Here is an 18,762-nt window from a genome sequence, read left to right on the forward strand (position 1 = left end):
CGATGAATATTTCCCTCGACACGATGTCCGATGTTTTTCCGGGCGTAGACGACGACCTTGCGGCGCGCATTTATGCAGCGCTCGGTCATCCCGTTCGCATTCACATTCTCCGGCAGCTGATTCTTGAAGATGCCTGCTGCTGCAAGGATATTGTCGGCCGTCTCGACCTTGCTCAGTCCACGGTATCGCAGCATCTCAAGGTTCTCGTACAGGCCGGCCTTATCGACTATCGGCCCGACCGCCAGACTTCACGCTACAGCGTCAACTGGCAGCAATTGTCCATCATTCGTTCGCATCTCGCAGCCTTTCGAAATGGCTGCTGCGAAAAAACTGTCTGATTTGAAAGAAACATCATGAGTTCCCCCAAAACTGTTTCTGCCGATTCCGGCGAAACGTTCAAAACATTGCGAAATCTCTGGCCCTATATGTGGCCATCTGAACGCCCTGATCTGCGCATGCGCGTGGTTTGGGCGACGTTCTATCTGGTGATTTCCAAGATCGTTCTGATCCTTGTTCCCTATTTCTTCAAATGGGTGACGAATGCACTGAACGGACAGCTTTCAGCGCCCGATTACATTCCGCTGATCCTTACCGGCGCGGTCATGCTGGTGCTCGCCTATAATGCGGCCAAGATTATTCAGGCGGGGCTCAATCAGCTTCGCGATGCGCTGTTTGCCAGTGTCGGCCAATATGCCGTGCGTCAGCTTGCCTATAAAACCTTCGTGCATATGCACCAGCTTTCGCTCCGCTTCCATCTGGAGCGGCGCACGGGTGGTCTCTCGCGTGTGATCGAGCGCGGCACCAAGGGCATTGAAACGATCGTTCGTTTCACGATTCTCAACACGTTGCCGACCATTCTAGAGTTTGCGCTGACGGCGGTGATTTTCGCCTTCGCCTATGGCTTTTCCTACTTGCTGGTAGTTGCTGCAACCGTATGGGCCTATACGTGGTTCACGATCAAGGCGAGTGACTGGCGCATCAATATTCGTCGCGAGATGAATGATTCCGACACCGATGCCAACACCAAGGCCATCGATTCGCTACTCAACTTCGAGACGGTCAAATATTTCGGCAATGAGACGATGGAAGCCAAGCGCTTCGACGCGTCGATGGCGCGCTATGAAGATGCCGCGACAAAAACCTGGACTTCGCTCGGCTGGCTGAACTTTGGTCAGGCTGTGATTTTCGGTGTCGGTATGGCCATTGTTATGGTGATGTCGGCGCGCGAAGTGCAGGCGGGCACGCAGTCGCTTGGTGACTTCGTATTCATCAACGCGATGTTGATGCAGCTTTCCATTCCGCTCAACTTCATCGGTTTCATCTATCGTGAAATCCGTCAGGGCCTGACTGACATTGAGCAGATGTTCGACCTTCTCGATGTACAGCAGGAAGTGCAGGACAAGCCAAGCGCCGAACCGCTTGATGTGGACAAAGGCGCAATCCGCTTCAACGATGTGCATTTCGCCTATGACGCCAACCGTCCGATCCTCAAAGGTGTCAGCTTTGAAGTGCCGGCGGGTAAGACGGTGGCGATTGTCGGCCCGTCAGGTGCAGGCAAATCGACGATCTCGCGTCTTCTGTTCCGCTTCTATGACGTTCAGTCCGGTTCGGTGACGATTGATGGGCAGGATGTGCGCGATGTAACGCAGGAGAGCCTGCGCAAAGTCATCGGCATGGTCCCACAGGATACTGTGCTCTTCAATGACACGATTGCCTATAACATTCGTTATGGTCGCACTGATGCGAGCGATCAGGACGTGGAAAAGGCAGCCGAAATGGCGCAGATCTCCGGCTTCATCAAACATCTGCCGGAAGGCTATCAGGCAATGGTCGGCGAACGTGGCTTGAAGCTTTCAGGCGGTGAAAAGCAGCGCGTGGCAATTGCTCGTACGATCCTGAAAGCACCGCCAATTCTTATTCTAGATGAGGCCACATCGGCACTCGATACAGCGACCGAGCAAGAAATTCAGTCGGCGCTCGATATCGTCAGCCGTGGCCGCACAACACTGGTGATCGCGCATCGTTTGTCGACGGTTATTGGTGCGGACGAAATCATCGTGCTGAAGGAAGGGCTGATTGCCGAACGTGGTACGCATAGGGCGCTTCTGAAGCAGGATGGTCTTTATGCTTCGATGTGGAACCGTCAGCGTGAGGCTGATGAGGCAGAAGAACGCCTGCGTCAGGTCCGCGAAAGTGACGACATGGGCGTCGTCACGCGTGGTGCGCCTGCTGCTGAGTAAACAATCGCTTGTTAAACCAAACACCTGTGACCTTTGCTCATAGGTGTTTGGTCAAGCCTGAGCGTAGATGAATTTCTCAAAGCTTGATGCTCAGCATTTTAGTGTTTTGGATTAGCATATGATCACGAACCCTGACAGTCGTGAATAAATTGCGAAATACGTTTCGATTTTAAGCGGGATGAGGTAAAACCGGGCCAAGCGTCGCATCGTGCTGTTGATCAGGGGAGATTTTCGGCAAAGCGGTGCGCATATAATTCACTAGAACGCATGGTGTGTCGGCGAGACTTGCCGCGTTCCAGAAGGAAAAACGATGAGCCTGTCTGATACCATTCGTAACACTTTCGTGCCGATCCATCGTGAAGGTTATCCGTTTATCGCGGGCTTCTTCGTGGTTTCGCTCATTCTGGGCTGGCTGTGGAACCCGCTGTTCTGGATTGGTCTCGTTCTGACCATCTGGTGCATTTATTTCTACCGCGATCCTGAGCGTGTGACGCCAATCGCCGACGATCTTGTGATCAGCCCGGCTGACGGTAAGGTTTCTTTCGTTGGCCCGGCAGTGCCGCCAGCGGAACTGGATCTCGGCGCAGAGCCGCTGATGCGCGTGTCTGTGTTCATGAACGTGTTTTCCGTTCACATCAATCGTGCGCCAGTGCGTGGTCGTATCGAGAAGATCTTCCATCGCCCGGGCAAGTTCCTCAATGCAGAACTTGATAAGGCCAGCACCGAAAACGAGCGCAATTCCGTTCTCATTGACAGTGCAAACGGCAAGGTCGGCGTTGTACAAATCGCAGGTCTGGTTGCCCGCCGTATTGTCTGCTGGTCACGCGAAAGCGACAATCTCTCGGTCGGTGAGCGCTTCGGCTTGATCCGTTTCGGCTCACGCGTTGATGTTTATCTGCCAGCCGGTGCATCGGTTCGCGTTGCTGTCGGCCAAACCGCTGTGGCTGGCGAAACGGTTTTTGCTGAATTCGGTAGCGAACGCGTTGAACCTGTGGTGCGGATCGCCTGAGCCGATGGAAACACCATTCCCACCCTTCGAGCCTAATGGCCGCGTGGATTCATCCCGCGGCCCAAGACTGTCGCAGATTCCTCTGCGCATCGTAATTCCGAATGTCATCACGGTTCTTGCCATCTGTGCAGGCCTGACTGGCATTCGTCTGGCATTTGAGCACCGCTTTGAACTCGCGGTAACGATGGTGCTGATTGCGGCGTTTCTCGATGGTATTGATGGCCGCGTAGCCCGCATGATGAAAGGCTCGTCGAAATTCGGTGAGCAGATGGATTCGCTGGCCGATATCGTCAATTTTGGCGTCGCGCCGGCATTGGTGCTTTATGTTTTCGTACTTGATCAGGCGCGCTCCTTCGGCTGGATTGCGGCTCTGCTTTACGCCATTGCCTGCTGCCTGCGTCTTGCCCGCTTCAACGTGATGCTGGAAGATCCGAACCGCCCTGCATGGCAGAGCAATTACTTCATTGGCGTGCCTGCACCAGCAGGCGCCATGTTGGTTCTGTTGCCCGTCTATCTCGGCTTCCTTGGGCTGACACCAAGCAAGGGGCTGGCTTTCGGTGTTGCGATCTACACAGTTGCCATTGCTTTCCTGCTGGTCAGCCGCTTGCCGGTTTATAACGGCAAGTCCGCCGGTAGCCTCGTGCGCCGCGACATCGTCATGCCGCTGATCCTCATGGTGGTGATTTATGTGGCATTTCTGATGAGCTTCACATGGCACACGCTGACACTGACAGCGCTGGCCTATGTTGCCTTTCTGCCGCTTAGTCTGGTGGCATGGAACCGTCGTGAAGCAGCCGATAAGAAGGCCGCTCTTGAAAGCGAGCCGTCAGAGGACGTCTGACGGTACGTTTTGGAGAATAAAATTTGCGCGCTCCTGAACCGTTGATTTCGGTAGGAGCGCGATTTCATATCCAAGCTGCTGGTATGTCTGCTCCATCGCATGAAATGTGCGTTTCGCCTCATCGAAGTCCTGTTTGCGCTCGGCGTCCTGGCCAAAAATCTCTGCCCATGGTGGAGCGAGAAACACCGTTCTGTTATATCGAATCGTGGACGCTGCTTGCCGAATGTGTTCAGGCACCGGCAATCCACAAAGCGTGAGATAGCCGATAACATCAGGCACACCGCGATCAAAGAACACCGGTCCTTCGTTGTTGCCGGCAAGATCGTAAGAGCGCATCTCCCACGAAAGCATCAGTTCCGCAAACAAGGCGCGATCTGCCCATGGCAGTGCTTTCCCGCCGATCTCTACCTGATGCTGAATTATGGCGCGACCTGCTTCGACACTGCGTGCAAAGCCCCGCTTCTCCAGAGCGTCGATGAGTGTGCTTTTGCCCGATCCGGGTCCGCCACTGACAATGATAAAGCGCTGATAGTCGTGAGACATTGGTCCTCCAGTAAAATGGGAATGTGCGCGTGCATAAGCGCGCGAAGGAACAGTCTTGTCTGGTGGGGAAGGTCCGCTTTAAAAATGAGCCGGAAAGGTCGGCAGGAGCGGAGTATTTAGAGCGCATCCCGAAAAGTGCGAAGCGGTTTTCGGAAAAAGATGCGCGTAGAAATAAATAGATAGAGCATTTCCAATGACTCAATCAAAACAGGAAATGCTCTAGTAAGGATAAGTCCGGCCTTGGCTTTGTGCAAGGCCGGATCTGCAAAAATCAGGACGGCATATGATAGTCGAGGAAGCGATCCTGACGCACATCGTAAAGCTTGCCGGTAACATCAAGGTTCGGATCGGCTAGTTTGACGATCTTCTCGGCGACTGACTGTGGTGTTGGCAAAGTTTCCGGATCTTCACCTGGCATTGCCTGCGCACGCATGGCGGTGCGGGTTGCGCCAGGATTAACCGAGTTGACTTTGAGCTTCATCTGCTTGGCTTCTTCCGCCCAGCAACGCGCCATCACTTCGACTGCGGCCTTGGAGGCAGCATAAGGACCCCAGAATGCGCGGCAGGAGTGAGCAACACCTGATGAGAGCAGAATTGCACGTCCAGCATCAGATGCACGCAGCAGCGGGTCTGTGGTGCGGATGAGGCGCCATACGCTGGTCACGTTGACATTCATAACCTTGTCAAATGTCTTGGCTTCGACATGGCCGATGGGGGAAATCGTGCCAAGGACGCCAGCATTTGCAACCAGAATATCGAGTTTACCCCAGCGCTCATGAATGGAGCCGCCGAGACGATCAATCGCTTCCATATCGGTAATATCGAGCGGAACGAGCGTGCTGGTGCCACCGATCTTACGAATTTCGTCGTCAAGTTCTTCCAAACCGCCAACAGTACGTGCAACGGCGATCACATGAGCGCCGCGCTTTGCAAGCTCAAGCGAAAGAAAATATCCAATACCGCGTGATGCGCCTGTTACCAAGGCGATACGGCCCGTAAGGTCGCCCTTAAGGTCAGTTGTCATTCTACCCCCAATTTCGTGCTGGAACATAAAACAGGCGGCCTTTTGAGCCGCCTGCGTGAAGACTATCGATCAGCCGTTAGAAGCGAGAAGCGACAACGTGTGAACGTTACTTTCGCCTTCCTGATCGACAAGACGGGTTGGATATTCACCCGTGAAGTAGTGATCGGTGAAGGCAGGCGCCTTCGGATCACGAGGTTGTCCACCGACGGCCTGATAAAGTCCATCGATTGACAGAAATTCCAGCGAATCTGCACCGATATAGCGGCACATCGCTTCGAGACTGTCATACTGGTTTGCGAGCAGCTTATCACCGTCCGGTGTGTCGATGCCGTAGAAGTCCGGATGAAAGATCATCGGGCTTGCAACGCGAATATGCACTTCCTTGGCGCCTGCATCGCGGATCATCTGAACGATCTTGACCGAAGTGGTGCCACGCACGATGGAATCATCCACCAGAACAACGCGCTTGCCTTCGATCATCGCACGATTGGCGGAGTGCTTGAGCTTCACGCCAAGTGCACGGATCTGCTGGGTTGGCTCAATGAAGGTACGACCGACATAGTGATTGCGGATGATACCATATTCAAACGGAATGCCGCTGGCCTGCGCGAAGCCAAGCGCTGCTGGCGTGCCGCCATCCGGCACAGGAACAACCACGTCAGCTTCGATTGGCGATTCTTTCGCCAGTTCCATGCCCATGTTCTTGCGCGCAACATAAACGCTGCGACCGCCAACAACCGAGTCAGGACGTGCGAAGTAGACATATTCAAACAAGCAAAGGCGTTCCGGCTGCGGATTTTCGGCCTTGATGCAGTCAGTCGTGATCGAGCCATCTTTCTGGATTTCACAGATGATGACTTCGCCGTTTTCCACGTCGCGAATATATTTCGCGCCGATAATGTCGAGAGCACAGGTTTCCGAGCAGAAGATCGGCTTGCCGTCGAGTTCGCCCATGACGAGGGGACGAATGCCAACCGGGTCGCGCGCCGCAATCAGCTTCGTGCGCGTAAGCGCCAGCATGGCATAACCGCCTTCGACCTGACGGATTGCATCGACAAAACGCGCGCTCGAGGAAGCCTGACGTGAACGGGCGATCATATGCAGCACAACTTCGGTGTCCGATGTTGCCTGGAAAATGGCGCCGGACGCAATCAGCTGCTTGCGCAGCGTAATGCCATTAGTGAAATTGCCGTTATGCGCAATCGCGATGCCGCCAACTTCCAGCTCTGCGAAAAGCGGCTGAACGTTACGCAGGATCGTTTCGCCAGTGGTGGAATAACGCACATGGCCGATGGCGCGATCGCCGGGCAAACGATTGAGCGTCGAAGCATCGGTGAAGTGATCTCCAACCAGGCCCATATGGCGCTCCGAATGGAAGCGGCGGTTGTGGTAGGAAACAATACCGGCGGCTTCCTGTCCGCGATGCTGAAGGGCGTGCAGACCAAGCGCTGTCAGCGCTGCTGCGTCCTCATGGCCGAGAATACCAAATACACCACACTCTTCATGCAACGTATCATCGTCCAGCATAAAGGAAGTTTCGTCATGCGATTGTTGGAACATCGTCCGCAAGGCCTTTCGATTGCGGTTTGTTAAAAGCGGTATTTACAGGAAAAGGCGTCACTTTAAAAGCGGTCCGTTTCACCTGCGTCATTTTCAGCTCTCAACATAAGGATGGATTGAGGCTGAAAACAGATGAAACCGGTAGCGCTAGGCATACCGGTTTCAAAAAAGGTGGTTCAAGATCAGTTTGCAGCCGGTGTATCGTCCGGTACAGGTGCTTCCGTCTGATCTCCTGTCTGGCCACTTGGCTGGCCGGTTGCAGGTGCCTGACCTTCCTGACCTGGCTTAAACTGCTTGATGGCCGCTTCTGGGTCCGCAGGCAAAAGATCGATCAGCTGCTGACCAAAGGAATCAAGCATTGGCTTGGACTTTGCGTTGCTCACCCACGCAGGTTGGCCGGTTGGCACCAGCCAGTTGAAGAACAACATCGCGACAACAACGAGAAGAACACCGCGTGCAGCGCCGAACAAGAAGCCGAGCGTCCGATCGAGTGCACCGATGCGACTGTCGATGATGAAATCAGCGATCTTCATGGTGATCAACGAAACAACGATCAGAACCACAAGGAAAACCGCACCGGCGGCTGCAATCTTCGCGATTGTTTCGTTGTTGATATAGGGCTGAAGGTACGGCAGAACCGGCTTATAGAAAAGATACGCAGCGGCGGCTGCTGCTGCCCATGAGACCAGCGAAAGCACTTCACGCGAAAAACCACGGACCATCGCAAGAACGGCCGAAACCAGCGTTATTCCGAGTAGAATTCCATCAAGTAACGTAATCGGCATTCTGGCCTGTCCTTAATTTATACGCAGCGTGGCTTTTTCGCCTGCGGGGCAGTCAAACTTGGCTGAGCATAACAGCGGAAAGTTGACGAAACCTTCCGCTGTTAAATCTCATTAAATTCAATGATCTGCAACCTTATGGTCGCAGATGAAACTTACTTCTTACCCGGTCCCGATGCAGCGATACGCGCAACAAGATCGGGTAGCGCCGTAGTTTCTACGAGGCCGAAGTTGCGGTCTTTCCAGAGTTCGCTGCTTCCGCCCGGCACTACTGATTGCCGGAAACCGAGCTTTTCGGCTTCCTTCAGTCTCTGTACTGCATGCGAAACCGCACGAACAGCACCAGAAAGGCTGATTTCGCCGAAATAAACACTATCTGCGGGCAGGGCAATACCTGCAATGGATGAAACAAGCGCTGCAGCCACGGCAATATCCGCCGCTGGCTCGCTGATGCGATAGCCACCCGCCACATTGAGATAGACATCATGCTGGCCAAAACGCACGCCGCAATGTGATTCGAGAACCGCCAAAATCATCGCGAGACGGCTTCCATCCCAGCCCACAACCGCACGGCGCGGTGTGCCGAGCGAAGAGGGGGATACGAGCGCCTGTATCTCGACCAGAACCGGGCGCGTGCCTTCCATGCCTGCAAAAACAGCAGCTCCAGGCGACTTTTCGTTGCGCTCACCAAGGAACAGTTCAGAGGGATTGGAGACTTCGCGCAAGCCGCCATCCGACATCTCAAAAACGCCGATTTCATCGGTCGGGCCGAAACGGTTCTTGACCGTGCGTAGAATGCGGTACTGGTGTCCGCCTTCACCTTCAAAATAGAGAACGCCATCGACCATGTGTTCAACCACGCGCGGGCCGGCGATCTGCCCTTCTTTGGTGACGTGGCCAACGAGGACGACCGCAGCACCTGTCTGCTTGGCATAGCGGATCATTGCTTGAGCAGAGGAACGCACCTGCGTCACTGTACCGGGTGCGGAATCTGCCATGTCAGTCCAGAGCGTCTGGATTGAGTCAATGATAACGAGATCAGGTCGCTTGCCATCAGAAACGGTGGCAAGAATATCTTCGACATTGGTTTCGGCGGCCAGTTCTACCGAAGAAGACGCAACGCCTAAACGTTGTGCACGCAGACGTATCTGCGCGACGGCTTCTTCGCCGGATACATAGACGATTCGGTGCCCGCGATTGGCGAGAGCTGCCGCCGCCTGTGTCAACAGCGTTGACTTGCCGATGCCGGGATCGCCACCAATCAGGATAGCCGAGCCACGGACGAAGCCACCGCCAGTTACGCGATCAAGTTCGCTGATGCCGGAAATGATGCGAGGCGCATCTTCGATTTCGCCAGACAAAGATGTGAGGGCAACGGCGCGGCCTTTGCGCTTTGAAAGCATGGAGCCAGGGCCGGAGCCAATGCCACTATTGGTGCCTTCTTCGACGAGTGTATTCCACTCGCCGCAGCCGTCGCACTTGCCAGCCCAGCGCGTATGAACTGCGCCACAATTCTGGCAGATGAACTGAATGCGTGCTTTGGCCATCAAGCACGCTCTCTAAGATTGGAAAAACTATTCATATTGCTCCGGGATACAAGCAATTCCAGGAAAAGTGCTTAGCGGTTTTCCGTTCGGAATTGCGACCAAAAGGAACATTCGATTTATTCATACTGCTCCGGGATATAAGATCCCTCGGCCAAATCTGCAAATCGCGTGAACTCGGCCTGGAAGGCGAGCTTAACTGTACCCGTTGGTCCGTGACGCTGCTTGGCAACAATAACGTCAGCGGTGCCCTTTACTTTTTCAAAGTGCTGTTTCCACTCTTCATACTTAGGGTCGAACTCATCGCGAGGCTCGAGGTTCTTAACGTAATATTCCTCACGGAACACGAAAAGTACCACGTCGGCGTCCTGCTCGATCGAACCCGATTCACGAAGATCGGAGAGCTGAGGGCGCTTGTCGTCACGGCTTTCCACCTGACGCGAAAGCTGTGATAGCGCGATGATCGGAACATTGAGTTCCTTACCAAGCGCTTTGAGACCCGTGGTAATTTCGGTGATTTCCTGCACGCGGTTCTGTGCCGAAGCTTTTGAGGAACCAGTCATCAGCTGAACGTAGTCGATGACCAGAACGTCGAGACCGCGCTGGCGCTTCAGGCGACGCGCACGCGCTGCCAGCTGCGCAATTGAGATACCACCGGTCTGATCGATATAAAGCGGGATCTTCTGCATATGCTGTGAGCAGGCGACCAGCTTTTCAAAATCCGATTCAGTAATATCACCGCGACGAATCTTCGAGGAAGACACTTCCGTTTGCTCAGAAATGATACGGGTCGCGAGCTGCTCCGCCGACATTTCGAGTGAGAAGAAGCCAACAACACCGCCATTGATTGCCTTCATCGTGCCGTCGGCCTGCTGCTCGGCTTCATAGGCATTGGCGATGTTGAAAGCGATGTTCGTAGCAAGCGAGGTCTTACCCATACCCGGACGACCTGCAAGAATGATCAAGTCGGAAGGCTGCAAACCACCCATTTTGCCATCAAGCGTATGAATGCCCGTGGACACACCCGAAAGGTGGCCGTCGCGCATGAAAGCGGCGTTCGCCATATCAACGGCGGTGGTAACGGCATCCTTGAACGCCTGAAAACCACCGTCATAACGGCCCGTTTCTGCAAGTTCGAACAGACGGCGCTCGGCGTCTTCGATCTGTTCCTGCGGCGCATTGTCAACCGGCGCGTCATAAGCGACGTTGACCATATCTTCGCCAATGCCAATCAAAGCGCGGCGCGTTGCAAGATCATAGATCGCACGGCCATAATCTTCGGCATTGATGATGGTCACGGCTTCGGTGGCGAGACGCGCGACATACTGGAATACAGTCAGATCACCGATCTTGCCCTCATTGGGCAAGAAAGTTTTCATGGTGACAGGATTAGCCATCTTGCCGACGCGGATAAGATCCGTGGAGATCTCGTAGATACGGCGATGCAAGGGCTCGAAGAAATGGGTCGGTTTCAGAAAGTCTGAAACGCGATAAAAGGCGTCGTTGTTGATGAGGATAGCGCCCAAAAGCGCCTGCTCTGCTTCAATGTTGTGGGGTGCTTCCCGATAAAGCGTCTCTTTTTGATCGCGCGCATCGTCAAGTTTGCGTACCGCCGCTTCCGCCATGATTCTCTAGTCCTGTCCCTGATCTCTCCAGCTAGCTCTGAAGTGAAGCTAAACGCAACGCAGCCTCAAGGTGATTCCTGCTGGAAGATACAAGCTATACCATGATTCACAGGCATCCACAGTTCACGGTTCAATCTTTTGCACCGGGACTTGACGTCTGTTGTGATGCAGAATGGCTGCTGCTACGAAACCCGAAACAAGCTCAGAGGGATTCTTTTATGCGTTCTCGTTTCATATCGGCGTGGCTGGCGGCCATCGCTTCGTTGTCATTTCTGTCTTTTCCTGCGGCAGCTGCTGAACCGATCAAGGTTAAGGTCTTCATCGCTGCAATGTTCGAGATCGGCGAGAACAGCGGCGATCGCGCAGGTGAATTTCAAAACTGGTATGAGCGCTATTGGAAAGATGCCAAGCCTATCGAAGTGAAAGGCGCATTGAAGCCCGTCTATTGTAACGATGATGGTGTTTGCGGCGCAGTGCTTGGCATGGGCAAGGTGAACTCATCTGCCAGTATGCAGGCTATTCTTCTCGACCCGGCTTTTGACTTCTCGAAAAGCTATTATGTCCTGTCGGGTGTTGCCGGTACGCCACCTTCACGCGGTACGATTGGCGATGTGAGCTGGGCGACATGGCTTGTTGATTATGACCTTGGGCACCGCTGGGCACCGGAAGAAGGCAAGGCAGGCGAGCCGGTCTTCATGCCGCGTAAGGGCTATGAAGATTATCGGGTCTTCAAGCTTAACCCCGATCTTGTTGCCGCCGCCATGCGTCTTGGAAAAGACGTAAAGCTTGAGGATTCGAAGGAAGCGCAGGCCTATCGGATGCGTTATCCGGACAAAGTTGCACAAGCAGCACCGTCTTTGAAGGAAGGCACTCATATGACGGGTGATACTTTCTTTCATGGCCCGGGATTGTCAAAAGAAGCGCAGTATATTGCAAAGCTTTACGGCGCTGACGACTATTTGATCACCGAAATGGAAGCTGCTTCGATCACCCTCGTCATCAAGCGCCAGTTCGGCACGGATCGTATTCTCAGCCTGCGTGGGGCCGTGAACTTCGATCAGGGCAATCCAAACGAAACGACGTTGCAGCACCTTGATCCAGCACCGGGCGAAACCGCCGGCGGGTTTGCCGAAACAGTCAAGAATATCTACCTCGTTGGCGCTCCGGTCGTCGATGAAATCACGACCCATTGGGATAAATGGGAAGCTGGTGTTCCTAAAGCTGAATAAGCATAAAGGGCTGTGTGAATGTTCACACAGCCCCTTTCTTTGTATGTCAGCACTATTGAGCTTTGGCCCTTTTTTTGGGTGCTTGTGTCTCGCTGTTGGCACCTTTTGGCGCGCTGTCGAGCCGCTTGAGTCGCTTTTCCTCAGCCTCAATGTAATTGCGTGTTAGCGGCACGGCTTCCTGCTTATGTGCAATCTGAATATGGAACACCATCATGTTCTGCCAACGGAATGCGCTCTCAGAGGCTGCGAGGTAAAATTCCCACATTCGGCAGAAACGTTCGTCATAAAGAGCTTTGGCTTCCTCGCGTCGAGCCATAAATGCAAGACGCCATTCTTTGAGCGTTTCGGCATAATGAAGCCGCAAGATTTCAATGTCAGTGACATAAAGCCCTGCTTTCTCGATATGCGGCAACACTTCGGAGAGGGCAGGGATATAACCACCCGGGAAAATATACTTGCGGATGAATGGGTTGGTTGCGCCAGGGCCATCGGCGCGGCCAATAGCGTGAAGCAGGAAGACGCCGTCTTTTTTCAGCAAGCGCGCCGCATGTTGAAAATATTCAGCGAAATGTCCGACGCCGACATGCTCGAACATCCCCACTGAGACAAGCCGGTCGAACTGGTCATCGATATTGCGATAATCGGTCAACTGAAACTTGGCGCGGTCCGCAAGATCTTCTTCGGCTGCGCGTTTGTTGGCGATAGCGTGCTGTTCTTCTGAAAGCGTGACACCAGTCACATTAGCTTTGAGATAACGGGCGAGATAAAGCCCCATGCCGCCCCAACCGCAGCCTATATCCAGAATTTTGTCGCCTTCATTGACGAGAAGTTTCGCTGCGATATGGCGCTTCTTCGCGAGTTGTGCCTCAGCGAGCGTCGTATTGGGTGTTTCAAAGTAAGCGCAGGAATATTGCTTGTCCGGATCAAGGAACAGATCGTAAAGCGCGCCTGAAAGGTCGTAATGGCTTTTCACATTGCTCGATGAGCGAGCCAGATTGTTCATCTGCTGGAAACGCCGAAACAGCACGCGGAATTTGCCAGCTGCCTTCATCCAAGGCTCGGTGGCGGCTATTGGTCCCGTGTTTTCGAAAACCACTTTCAGCAATGTGTAAATATCGCCGTTGAGAAAATCAATTTCGCCATCCATGAAGCATTCCGCAAGCTTCAATTCAGGGTCGAGCGCTACAGCGCGTTCAGCATGTCGAGTATTAAAACGGATATGAACCGGCTGGCCGGTCTTGTCTCCATACTGATTGGCAGTCCCATCAGAATCGGTAACCGTCAGGTCTCCGGTTTTGATCATATGCGAAAGAACAGTACGCAGCATTCCATACATCGGCCCCATCTCCTTGTTGAGATTAGAGCAGGTGCAAACATCCATGCGATTGCATGGCAGGCGGCCTGTTGCCTTTACAAAAGCCGCGCTGTCATCAGATTTTCAGGCAATTCCCATTTGGTCAGTCAGTCTTTGGCCGGCCTCTGGCTTTTCGCCTGAGCAAACGCGGACGTTTCCGTCAGCACCCTCTCCAATCCAATACTAAAATGAAGAATAGGCACTTTTGCCGATCTGAAAAGAGAAAATGCCCGACGGAGACCGCCGGGCATGATCATATAAAGTTTACCACCATGGGAATGCCAGCCAAAGAGGCTGGCATTTCTCGGATGATAGACGGCTAAATTAAGCCTGGTCTTCTGCTTCTTCGTCTTCGTCGAAGATTTCTTCAGCAAGCGGAGCTTCTTCGATGCCGTAGATAGCTTCGATAGAGGTGAGGTCTTCACCCTTTGCCTGACGTTCAGCTTCTTCGGTCGAACGAGCGATGTTTACAGTAACGCTGACCTGAACTTCTGGATGCAGCGAAATCGAAACTTCGTGCAGGCCAATTGCCTTGATTGGCTGGTTCAGTTCAACCTGGTTGCGGTGCAGGTTGAAGCCGTTTGCAGTGATGATGTCAGCGATGTCGCGGGTCGAAACCGAACCGTAGAGCTGACCGGTTTCACCAGCCGAACGAACAACGATGAACGATTCGCCGTTGAGCTTTGCAGCAACTGCTTCAGCTTCGTTCTTGCGCTCAAGGTTCTGAGCTTCGAGCTGTGCGCGCTGGCCTTCAAACTTCTTCTTGTTGGCTTCGTTGGCACGAAGAGCCTTGCCCTGCGGCAGAAGGAAGTTACGGGCAAAGCCGTCCTTGACCTTAACAGTGTCGCCCATCTGACCGAGGCGGGCGATGCGTTCCAGAAGAATAACGTCCATTTGAGTTTCCTTTCGAGTGTTTCAATATGTTTATTGGTTGTTGGCGTCTGGCATTTTTGAGATCGGCGCACCGCGCGATGTATCGAAAAGACCAAAAACCATGAAGACAAAAAGCAGGAATGCGAAGAGGATAATCGCCACATAGACGAGCCACAGCACCACTGGGCGCCAGGCTTTTCCACGCGTGCGCATGTGGAATGTTGCAAGACCTGCAATCATGAAGCCGAAGCTCAATGCTCCAACAACTACCGTTGCAATCAGGCCAGCTCCACCCGGCAGAAACGCTACTGCGAGCGCTACCGCAAAAACGAGCAATGCTGGACGCGGCATACGCATGGTCGCGGGCCAGTCATCACGCGGACGGCGTAAACGGCCAGACAGAGCTGTAAGGCGCAGAGCCAGATAGAGATTGCCGACCAGAATGGCGAGGCAGGTTGCAGGCTGAACCGCAGGCAAGGCTACCATCAGAAGAGCCGTAACGCTCTGGCGCATTTCATCGCTAGGTGTGAACTGTGGATCAGCCTCAGCCAGACGATCGATCAGCGTATTAGCGAGCTCGCGAGCCATATCCGGCCCGAAACCCAGAATGAAACCAATGATGATGAAGCTGACAGCAACCATCAGCGCGAGACGGAAAACAATATCCGAAAGCGGATACCAGACCATGACGTCTTTAGGACCGCCGAGTTCGGAAGCCGGGCGTGCGAGGCCGGAAAGATACGCGCCTGTTGCAGCGGGCACGTAGCTTGTTAGTGCCATCAGCACTGCTGCCATGGGGGCTGCAAACACGCCGATCGCAATGGTGGCGGCTGCAGCGGCAACAAGCCCTGCGCTCGAACCCCAACCAAGGGCGGCAACAAAAATTGGTAACGGCGTCAGGAAATACAGAACCACCGCCATGCCCGATTGAGCAATGACGCCAGACGACATCAATGCCGAGGCAAGCCCCGCCAATATGCCGACTCCAATGATGGTTCCGTTAAACTTCATAAACTCGCTGTCCTGCTCCGGCTATTCCGGTTCTGCAGTTAGAGACGGCACAAGGGCTTCGCCTCAACTTGGGTTTTAATTATACTCCGTTGCGCCCATCGCAGTGGAGGAGAATGGGAGGCGAAGTGTCGCCTCCCAAAAAGTCTTACTTTACAACGTATGGAAGCAGGCCGAGGAAACGAGCGCGCTTGATCGCCTTGGCGAGTTCACGCTGCTTCTTCTGGCTGACAGCCGTAATACGCGAAGGAACGATTTTGCCGCGTTCCGAAATGTAACGCTGCAGAAGCTTGATGTCCTTGTAGTCGATCTTCGGTGCGTTTGCGCCGGAGAAAGGGCACGTCTTGCGACGACGATGGAAAGGACGACGGGTCGGGATCTGATTGATATCAACCATGATTATGCTCCTTCACCAGCTTCGTTGTCGCGTGGACGACGTGGGCCGCGATCACCGCGATCGCCACGGTCGAAACCGCCTTCACGTGGACGACGTGGACCGCGGTCATCACCATCGCGTTCACGACGATCGTCGCGGCGCGAAAGCATAGCCGACTGGCCTTCTTCGTGTTCTTCAACGCGAACGGTCATGAAACGAAGAACGTCTTCGTTGATGCGCATCTGGCGTTCCATTTCAGCTACGGCTGCTGCCGGAGCTTCAATGTTTACGAGCGTGTAATACGCCTTGCGATTCTTCTTGATGCGGTAGGTGAGGGGACGAAGACCCCAGTTTTCAACCTTACCGACCTTGCCGCCATTAGCTTCGAGGACACCCTTGTACTGTTCGACGAGAGCGTCGACCTGCTGCTGGGAAATGTCCTGGCGGGCAAGAAGCACATGTTCATAAAGAGCCATTGGCTTTGCCTTTCTTCTGTTGCATCACGCTGGCACTAACGGCTAAGCCTCTGCGACTTCTCTTAGAACCGGAAAACCGGGAAGAAAGGACGCTTGGGTAAAGACAATCGAGAGCGGAGACACGGGAGGCAGAAGCACTTACGACTTCCACATGCATTCTCACTTTTAACGGTGAGGAAGACATGCTCCTCCGTTCAGCCCCCAGCTAATGCCAGCAACGAACGGGCGCCTATTACGTGTTTTTCCCCTGCTTTGCAAGCGTTGCGACTGGCAAAAATCCACAAATACTTGACTTTTCAACCCATGCTGGGGCACATCGCGTGAAATTGTTATATAAAAAGAGGCATTCATGGCGGTAGCATTTACCTTTCCCGGACAGGGCAGCCAGGCAGTTGGCATGGGCAAAGCCTTAGCGGAACAGTTCGCTGAAGCACGCGCTGTTTTCGAGGAAGTAGACGCAGCACTGGGCGAAAAGCTATCCGCGACCATGTTTGAAGGTCCGGAAGATGTTCTGACGCTGACGGCCAATGCACAACCAGCTCTTATGGCTGTTTCGATTGCCACGGCGCGCGTCATGGAAGCGCGTGGCTTTTCGCTGAAGGACAAAGTCGCCTACGTTGCGGGCCATTCGCTCGGCGAGTATTCTGCGCTGTGCGCAGCGGGCACTTTCTCGCTTGCAGATACTGCCCGCCTTTTGCGCATTCGCGGAAACGCCATGCAGAAGGCTGTTCCGGTCGGTGAAGGCGCAATGGCTGCCATTATCGGCCTCGAGCACAGCGATGTTGAAGCCATCTGTGCAGAAGCAAAGGCCTCTGGCTCGGTTCAGATCGCAAATGACAATGGCGGCGGTCAGCTCGTCATTTCTGGTTCAAAAGCGGCTGTTGAACTGGCGGCTTCGCTTGCTTCCGAAAAAGGTGCCAAGCGTGCGATCATGTTGCCCGTCTCCGCACCGTTCCATTCGACGCTGATGGCTCCTGCTGCGGAAGCTATGCGTGAAGCGCTGGCTCAGGTTGAGAAGCACAATCCAATTGTGCCGCTGATTGCCAATGTGCGTGCGGCGCCTGTCACGGATGCCAATGAGATCGCTGATCTGCTGGTCGAGCAAGTCACGGGTCAGGTGCGTTGGCGGGAAACTGTTGAATGGTTTGCAGCCAATGGCGTAACCACGCTTTATGAAGTAGGTTCAGGCAAGGTTCTGACCGGTCTTGCGCGTCGCATCTCTAAAGATGTGACTGGAGTAACCGTTGGTTCGGCCGAAGAAATCGATGCAGCTCTTGCTGCGCTTAATGCATAAGAGGATCTGGAATGTTTGATCTGACTGGCCGCAAGGCTCTCGTAACCGGTGCGACTGGCGGTCTGGGCGAAGCGATTGCTCGCGCTCTTCATGCGCAGGGCGCAATCGTCGGCCTTCATGGTACGCGTGAAGAAAAGCTGAAAGAGCTCGCTGCTGAACTCGGTGATCGTACGTTCATTTTCCCGGCAAACCTGTCTGACCGCGAAGCCGTCAAGGCTCTTGGCCAGAAGGCGGAAGAAGAAATGGGCGGTATTGATATTCTCGTCAATAATGCCGGCATTACCCGTGATGGCCTGTTCGTACGCATGAGCGACGAAGATTGGGATGCGGTTCTCAATGTCAACCTGACCTCGGTGTTCAACCTGACGCGTGAGCTGACCCATCCGATGATGCGCCGCCGCAATGGCCGTATTATCAATATTACGTCGATTGTTGGCGTGACCGGTAATCCAGGTCAGGCAAACTACTGCGCGTCCAAAGCAGGCCTAATCGGCTTCTCGAAGTCGCTGGCCCAGGAAATTGCGAGCCGCAACGTTACAGTTAACTGTATTGCTCCGGGTTTCATCGAATCGGCTATGACCGACAAGCTGAACGAGAAGCAGAAGGAAGCAATCATGGGCAGCATCCCGATGAAGCGTATGGGCGCTGGCGGTGATATTGCTGCTGCGGTTGTTTACCTGGCAAGCGATGAAGCCGCATATGTGACTGGCCAGACACTGCACATCAATGGCGGTATGGCTATGATCTAAAAGCCCTTTACAGGCTTTGAGGTCACTATTTTACGGTATATAAAGGCTTAAAGTCGGACTGTGAAAACTAAAATGCGCTTTGCCTTGCTCAAGAAGCATGGTAATGCGCCCGACGAGAGTTTCGGCATTTCGGTTGCGAGATGTCGTTATCCTGTTCCGCAAGGAATATCCACAGGGTGACTGTCAGGCGAGTAAACTCGAAACTTGGCAGGCATCTTATAACTTGATTACAATC

18 protein-coding genes are annotated in these 18,762 nt (G+C 53.8%); 7 read left to right on the top strand and 11 right to left on the bottom strand.

The features are described 5' to 3' along the window. The first annotated feature begins 2 nt into the window (after positions 1–2). The 4 genes from ABWV94_RS00250 (at position 3) to pssA (ending at position 4,090) form a co-directional block, all read left to right on the top strand. On the top strand, positions 3–338 hold the full coding sequence (locus ABWV94_RS00250; protein ID WP_039859538.1) for an ArsR/SmtB family transcription factor: 336 nt from the start codon (positions 3–5) through the stop codon (positions 336–338). A gap of 15 nt (positions 339–353) precedes the next feature. Beyond that, positions 354–2,240, top strand: coding sequence for an ABCB family ABC transporter ATP-binding protein/permease (locus ABWV94_RS00255; protein WP_064320266.1), 1,887 nt, complete (start codon positions 354–356; stop codon positions 2,238–2,240). Between the two features lie 310 nt (positions 2,241–2,550). Next, a complete protein-coding gene (locus ABWV94_RS00260) occupies positions 2,551–3,249 on the top strand; it encodes a phosphatidylserine decarboxylase (RefSeq protein ID WP_113498364.1) in 699 nt (232 codons plus the stop codon). Positions 3,250–3,253: 4 nt separating this feature from the next. Then, positions 3,254–4,090, top strand: a complete 837-nt coding sequence (gene pssA / locus ABWV94_RS00265; protein ID WP_113498362.1) for a CDP-diacylglycerol--serine O-phosphatidyltransferase — start codon at positions 3,254–3,256, stop codon at positions 4,088–4,090. Here the strand turns inward: pssA and ABWV94_RS00270 are convergent. The 6 genes from ABWV94_RS00270 to ABWV94_RS00295 all read right to left on the bottom strand — a co-directional run bounded on the left by ABWV94_RS00270 (position 4,076) and on the right by ABWV94_RS00295 (position 11,168). Beyond that, positions 4,076–4,633: an AAA family ATPase gene (locus tag ABWV94_RS00270; RefSeq protein WP_113498360.1), complete on the bottom strand. Its 558-nt coding sequence runs from the start codon at positions 4,631–4,633 to the stop codon at positions 4,076–4,078. The two genes, pssA and ABWV94_RS00270, sit on opposite strands and share 15 nt — an antisense overlap. Before the next feature lie 271 nt (positions 4,634–4,904). Next, the gene (locus ABWV94_RS00275) at positions 4,905–5,657 is read right to left on the bottom strand and encodes an SDR family NAD(P)-dependent oxidoreductase (RefSeq protein ID WP_112813337.1); all 753 of its coding nucleotides are present in this window, start codon (positions 5,655–5,657) and stop codon (positions 4,905–4,907) included. Positions 5,658–5,726: 69 nt separating this feature from the next. Further along, positions 5,727–7,217 (bottom strand): amidophosphoribosyltransferase, encoded by a 1,491-nt coding sequence (gene purF, locus ABWV94_RS00280; protein WP_079211579.1) that lies wholly within the window; start codon positions 7,215–7,217, stop codon positions 5,727–5,729. 182 nt (positions 7,218–7,399) lie between these two features. Next, positions 7,400–8,002 carry a CvpA family protein gene (locus tag ABWV94_RS00285; RefSeq protein ID WP_007873801.1) on the bottom strand — a complete coding sequence of 201 codons (603 nt, stop codon included), beginning with the start codon at positions 8,000–8,002 and terminating at the stop codon, positions 7,400–7,402. Positions 8,003–8,154: 152 nt separating this feature from the next. Further along, positions 8,155–9,546: a DNA repair protein RadA gene (radA, locus tag ABWV94_RS00290; RefSeq protein WP_007873802.1), complete on the bottom strand. Its 1,392-nt coding sequence runs from the start codon at positions 9,544–9,546 to the stop codon at positions 8,155–8,157. A gap of 116 nt (positions 9,547–9,662) precedes the next feature. Continuing rightward, a complete protein-coding gene (locus ABWV94_RS00295; RefSeq protein WP_007873804.1) occupies positions 9,663–11,168 on the bottom strand; it encodes a replicative DNA helicase in 1,506 nt (501 codons plus the stop codon). A gap of 218 nt (positions 11,169–11,386) precedes the next feature. On the opposite strand from ABWV94_RS00295, the gene ABWV94_RS00300 reads away from it, so the two are divergent. Further along, positions 11,387–12,397, top strand: coding sequence for a purine-nucleoside phosphorylase (locus ABWV94_RS00300; protein WP_079211580.1), 1,011 nt, complete (start codon positions 11,387–11,389; stop codon positions 12,395–12,397). A gap of 52 nt (positions 12,398–12,449) precedes the next feature. Here ABWV94_RS00300 and ABWV94_RS00305 read toward each other — a convergent pair whose 3' ends face one another. From ABWV94_RS00305 to rpsF, 5 genes are all read right to left on the bottom strand, one after another. Further along, on the bottom strand, positions 12,450–13,733 hold the full coding sequence (locus ABWV94_RS00305) for a cyclopropane fatty acid synthase (protein ID WP_113498356.1): 1,284 nt from the start codon (positions 13,731–13,733) through the stop codon (positions 12,450–12,452). A 342-nt stretch (positions 13,734–14,075) separates the two neighbouring features. Next, positions 14,076–14,645, bottom strand: a complete 570-nt coding sequence (gene rplI, locus ABWV94_RS00310; protein ID WP_064320273.1) for a 50S ribosomal protein L9 — start codon at positions 14,643–14,645, stop codon at positions 14,076–14,078. A 30-nt stretch (positions 14,646–14,675) separates the two neighbouring features. Further along, positions 14,676–15,635, bottom strand: a complete 960-nt coding sequence (locus ABWV94_RS00315; protein WP_007873814.1) for a DUF2232 domain-containing protein — start codon at positions 15,633–15,635, stop codon at positions 14,676–14,678. Positions 15,636–15,780: 145 nt separating this feature from the next. After that, complete coding sequence (gene rpsR / locus ABWV94_RS00320; RefSeq protein ID WP_006466219.1) at positions 15,781–16,029, bottom strand: 30S ribosomal protein S18; 249 nt, start codon at positions 16,027–16,029, stop codon at positions 15,781–15,783. A gap of 2 nt (positions 16,030–16,031) precedes the next feature. After that, entirely contained in the window at positions 16,032–16,484 is a 453-nt protein-coding gene (gene rpsF / locus ABWV94_RS00325) for a 30S ribosomal protein S6 (RefSeq protein ID WP_007873819.1), read from the bottom strand. 349 nt (positions 16,485–16,833) lie between these two features. On the opposite strand from rpsF, the gene fabD reads away from it, so the two are divergent. Beyond that, positions 16,834–17,778, top strand: a complete 945-nt coding sequence (gene fabD, locus ABWV94_RS00330) for an ACP S-malonyltransferase (RefSeq protein ID WP_113498352.1) — start codon at positions 16,834–16,836, stop codon at positions 17,776–17,778. Positions 17,779–17,789: 11 nt separating this feature from the next. Next, positions 17,790–18,527 (top strand): 3-oxoacyl-[acyl-carrier-protein] reductase, encoded by a 738-nt coding sequence (fabG, locus tag ABWV94_RS00335; RefSeq protein WP_007873823.1) that lies wholly within the window; start codon positions 17,790–17,792, stop codon positions 18,525–18,527. Positions 18,528–18,762: the final 235 nt, after the last annotated feature.

It is taken from the genome of Brucella sp. NBRC 12953 (assembly GCF_040369775.1).
GTDB lineage: Bacteria > Pseudomonadota > Alphaproteobacteria > Rhizobiales > Rhizobiaceae > Brucella > Brucella pseudogrignonensis.